Origin of the sequence: Clostridium sp. CAG:265 (assembly GCF_000436575.1) — a bacterium.
GTDB classification, from domain to species: Bacteria; Bacillota; Clostridia; order Clostridiales; family Clostridiaceae; genus Clostridium; species Clostridium lentum.
The window spans coordinates 1-3175 of the sequence record NZ_FR886607.1 but is presented as its reverse complement, the minus strand read 5'-3'; the positions used below and the strand labels follow the sequence as shown (position 1 = coordinate 3175).

Sequence of the window (3175 nt, the reverse complement as noted above, 5' to 3'; positions counted from 1 at the left end):
GGATATTAAAGTAAAAAAATAAATAATATATACAATTATATAGGATTTATTAAGAGGATTGTTGGAATAAGCGTGTAATGTCAATTTTTTCAACAGTCCTTTTCCACGAGTATTACTTTATAATATAAATAGAATTTTAATTTATGAAATAGAGTAATAAGATAAAATGATAAAGTTTATTAAGTTATATATTTAATAATAAATTTAAAAATAATGCATTTATATTCCAAAACACTTCGACAATTTACGACAAAATATGAGGAAGATGTTTGTTATAATAAAATATAATTATGTTAAGTTACAAACAGAGAGAATTAGTATAAATAATACAGTAGGATTCTTATAAATATAGAAAGGATTAATTATGAATAATAGTTTTTTTGAAGTTCTAAAAGATGAGTTTGTGAATCTTTATAATATAGGAAAGTACATTGAAGAAAATATATATACCAATTCTAGTGCTGCTATAAAGGAGTCTAGATTATTTGCTGAAAAGTTATTAATTAATGTAGCAGAAATAGAAGAATTATATTATCTGAAAACAGTACCACAGTATGAAAGAATAAGAGAACTAAATAAAGACGGAATTATAAGTGATAAAATATTATCTGAATTTGATTTTATTAGAATAACAGGAAATAAAGCAATACATGAAGGTACTAATACTGATATAGAATATTCAGTTAAAATCCATAAAAAGCTTTATGCAATTGTTAAATGGTTCTTTGAAACATACGCATCTAACCATGAAGAAATAGTACCCGAATACGAACCAGCAAAATTCCCAAATAGAGATGGCTTTAATTTAGATCAAATTGATAATATTATTAAAAGAAAAATTGAGGAGTATATAGAGTCATCTAATAAAAAGAAATTAGTACAGGAAAAGGGGATTGAAAGAGACACTAGTCTTGTTGGAGAAGAATTAGAAATTGAAGAAGCTGCAATGAAGATATTAGGATATGAATATACTGATAAAATATTAGCTGAAGATACTAAGGATATAGATGAGGAAATTATTATAAATTCTAATAATACTGATATAAACGAAGAAGAAAAGAAATATATATATACATACAAAAAGTTAAAAGGTAGTTATTTATTAAATGAATTATCTAAATTAAGTGAATCAGCAAAAGAAGCAGTTGAATCATGTACTGAGCTAGATACTTTTAAAAAATATCTTCATGTAGATAGAAATATTCAAAACGAATTACTTGAACTAATAAAGGAAGCAAATGACTCAGAACAATCACAGTTAGTATTATTATGTGGAAGTGTAGGTGACGGAAAGTCACATTTATTAGCATATGTTAATGAAGAATATAAGGAAATAATAAGTAACTTTAAAATTCATAATGATGCTACTGAAAGTTTTGATCCAAGTCAAACTGAAATAGAAACATTAAAAAAAGTCTTAAGTGGATTTAGTGATAAAAATATAGAAAAAGCAAATGAAAAACTTATACTAGCTATTAATTTAGGAGTATTAAATAATTTCTTGCAAGCAGATGGTGTGAAAGAAGAATATACTAAATTTATTGAATTTATTAATAATAGTAATATTTTCAATCAAGAGAAAATTAGTAAAAGTAGTTCATCAAATAATTTTAAATTAGTAAGCTTTGGTGATTATAATATTTATGAGTTAACAGCAGAAGGTCCAAAATCTAAATATATAAAATCATTATTATATAAAATAGTAGATAAAAATGACAATAATCCTTTTTATAATGCATTTAGAAAGGATATTGAAGAGAATTTAGATAGTCCTGTAATAGAGAATTATAAAATTTTATCTATTGAAGGTGTAGTTGATAAAGTAACTCAAATCATAATTAAAGCAATGGTTAAAAATAAAAGAATATTAGGTACAAGAGAGCTACTAAATTTTATATATGAGCTAATAGTTCCAGCAAATATTGATGAGTTTGATATTACAAGTTCAAGTATTGATTATATTGATGCTATTTTACCTAATATGATATTTAATTCAAAAGAAAGAGGAGCACTATTAAAACTTATAAGTATTGAAAATCCTTTAGGATTAAGACATGAAAAACTAGACCAGTTAATAGTAACTCTAAATATTGCCAGTAATTTAAAACATATACTAAGTCAATACTTTGATGATAGTACTTATGAAATTATCGAAGTAATTTTAGGTGATATAGATAGTTTAAATGATGTGTCAGAAGCCTTAAGACAAAAGTATATAGATACTATTATAAGATTTGCATATATACTTGGAAATGAGACAATTCAGGATATATTTGAAGATAATGCGTATAGTGATTATATGAAGTATCTATACTATTACAATTGTGGAATGGGAAAAGAATATAAAATAATGTTTGATGAAGTAGAAAATGCAATATATAAATGGAATGGTTCACCTAAGAAACACTATATATACTTAAATGAAAAGTTAGAAAATTTTAATGTGGCAGAGCAGTTGAAAATAAAAGCTACAAATAAAAAAGGAATGTGTGAAAAGTTTAGTAGTGAATGTCTAGAGAGATTTAAAAGCAATATCACATTAGGATATGAAATTGTAGGAAGAGAATTATATGAAACTTTAGATGTAGATTATCAGTTATATAAAAAAATAGTAGAAGTAAATAATGGATACCATGTTACAAAGAACGATAAAGAACAAGGTGTTTTATTTGTTGAATTTATAGACAAGCTTTTATTAAATGGAAATATGGAGAATGAACTTTTAATTGAGGATAAAAGAGACAATAGAAAATTTAGTTTAATATATGAAAATGATTTTGATGAAGAGTTTATTTTTGAAAGGATGGAAAGCTAATGGTTTATGAAGAAAATATAAATAAGCTAAAAAAATCAATGCAAATGGGAGACAAACTAGGTAGCGGAAAACATACAATTAATATGGCTGCTCCATTCTTACCTTTTGTAACAAGCGAACCAGAGAGACCTAAGTTTAAAAGGAAATTCTCTAGTGTTACTGGGGAAGTAGTTAGACTTATAAATGAAAAAGAATTAGAAGAAGATTTCAATATTGTTCAATCTATAGATAATATTGTAGAAGTTGTTAAATGTAATAATGAAGATGATAAGAAGTATTTAAAAGAATTGGTAAAAGAGTATTTAATAGATAAAGATGGAGATATAAAAGTATTTCATGCAAAATTGTTTAATTATATAG

General features: G+C 24.5%; 2 protein-coding genes. Both read left to right on the top strand.

Translation table 11 applies throughout. The features are described 5' to 3' along the window. The first annotated feature begins 364 nt into the window (after nucleotides 1-364). Nucleotides 365-2815, top strand: a complete 2451-nt coding sequence (gene dptF / locus Q5O29_RS05330) for a DNA phosphorothioation-dependent restriction protein DptF (RefSeq protein WP_022211951.1) — start codon at nucleotides 365-367, stop codon at nucleotides 2813-2815. After that, the coding region (locus Q5O29_RS05325; RefSeq protein ID WP_302631784.1) for a hypothetical protein at nucleotides 2815-3175 on the top strand (361 nt) is incomplete at its 3' end. The genes dptF and Q5O29_RS05325, both read left to right, overlap by 1 nt.